The organism is Streptomyces sp. NPDC006265 (assembly GCF_040613555.1).
Lineage (GTDB): Bacteria > Actinomycetota > Actinomycetes > Streptomycetales > Streptomycetaceae > Streptomyces.
Window position 1 is genome coordinate 1 of the sequence record NZ_JBEXSH010001461.1, and the last position, 1,254, is coordinate 1,254.

Below are 1,254 nucleotides of genomic sequence, written 5' to 3' on the forward strand. Positions count from 1 at the left end.
GCTCCACCGCGAAGACCTGGGAGGCGGCCGTGGTGTGCAGGTCCTCGCCCGAGGTGAAGGCCTCGATCAGGCCCTCGTCCTCGGAGACCTCCCCGCGCCGGCCGTGATCGGCGGCGCGGGGACAAGGGTAACGGGTCGGTGCGGGCGGGTGGGGGTCAGTTGTCGCCGACGCGGGAGCCGAGCGTGACGTCGACCGTGTGCTGCTTGCCGCCGCGCTCGTAGGTGATCGTGACCTTGTCGCCGGGCTGGTGGGTCCAGATCTCGCCGATCAGCGTGGGGCCGGAGTCGATCACCCGGCCGTCGAGCTTGGTGATGACGTCGCCCGGCTTGAGGCCCGCCTTGGCGGCCGGACCGCCCGGCTCGACCGGTGCCGCGCCGCCCGCGCCCTGGGGGGTGATCTTCGCGCCGCCGGAGCCGTCGTCCAGGGAGACGGACGCGCCGATCTTCGCGTATACCGGCTTGCCGTTCTTGATCAGCTCCTGGGCCACGTACTTGGCCTGGTTGATCGGGATGGCGAAGCCCAGGCCGATCGAGCCCGACTGGCCGGTGCCGAAGCCGCCGTTGCCGGTGGACTGGATCGCGGAGTTGATGCCGATGACATTGCCCCGCGCATCCAGCAGCGGACCGCCGGAGTTACCCGGGTTGATCGAGGCGTCGGTCTGCAGGGCGCTCATGTACGACGCCTGGCTGCCGCTGCCGTCACTGGAGGCCACCGGGCGGTTCTTGGCGCTGATGATGCCCGTCGTCACCGTGTCGGACAGGCCGAACGGGGCGCCGATCGCGATGGTCGAGTCGCCGACGGCCACCTTGTCCGAGTCGCCGAGGGTGAGCGGCTGCAGATCGGAGGGGGCGTCCTTGAGCTTGATGACGGCCACGTCGTAGCCCTGCGCGTGACCGACCACCTCGGCGTCGTACTTCTTGCCGGTCGGGAAGGTCGCCGTGAGCTTGCCGCCGTCCACCGCGTCCGCCACCACGTGGTTGTTGGTGACGATGTGGCCCTGCTTGTCGAAGACGAAGCCCGTGCCGGTGCCGCCCTCGCCGCTGGTGCTCTCGGCCTCGATCGTGACCGTGCTCGGCAGCGCCTTGGCGGCGACACCCGCGGTCGTGCCCGGGTCGCGCTTGACGTCACCGCCGTTCGCGGAGGCCGAGACCGTCGTCGAGCCGGTGCTCTCGTCGTTGTCCTTCGCCAGCACGTAGCCGACCCCGCCACCGACCCCGCCCGCCACCAGCGCGGCCACCAGGACCGCGGCGACC

At 71.2% G+C, this 1,254-nt stretch carries 1 protein-coding gene; it reads right to left on the reverse strand.

The window, feature by feature from the left end; all coding sequences use genetic code 11:
- Positions 1-155: 155 nt before the first annotated feature.
- The coding region (locus ABZ281_RS49815; protein ID WP_356665505.1) for a trypsin-like peptidase domain-containing protein at positions 156-1,254 on the reverse strand (1,099 nt) is incomplete at its 5' end.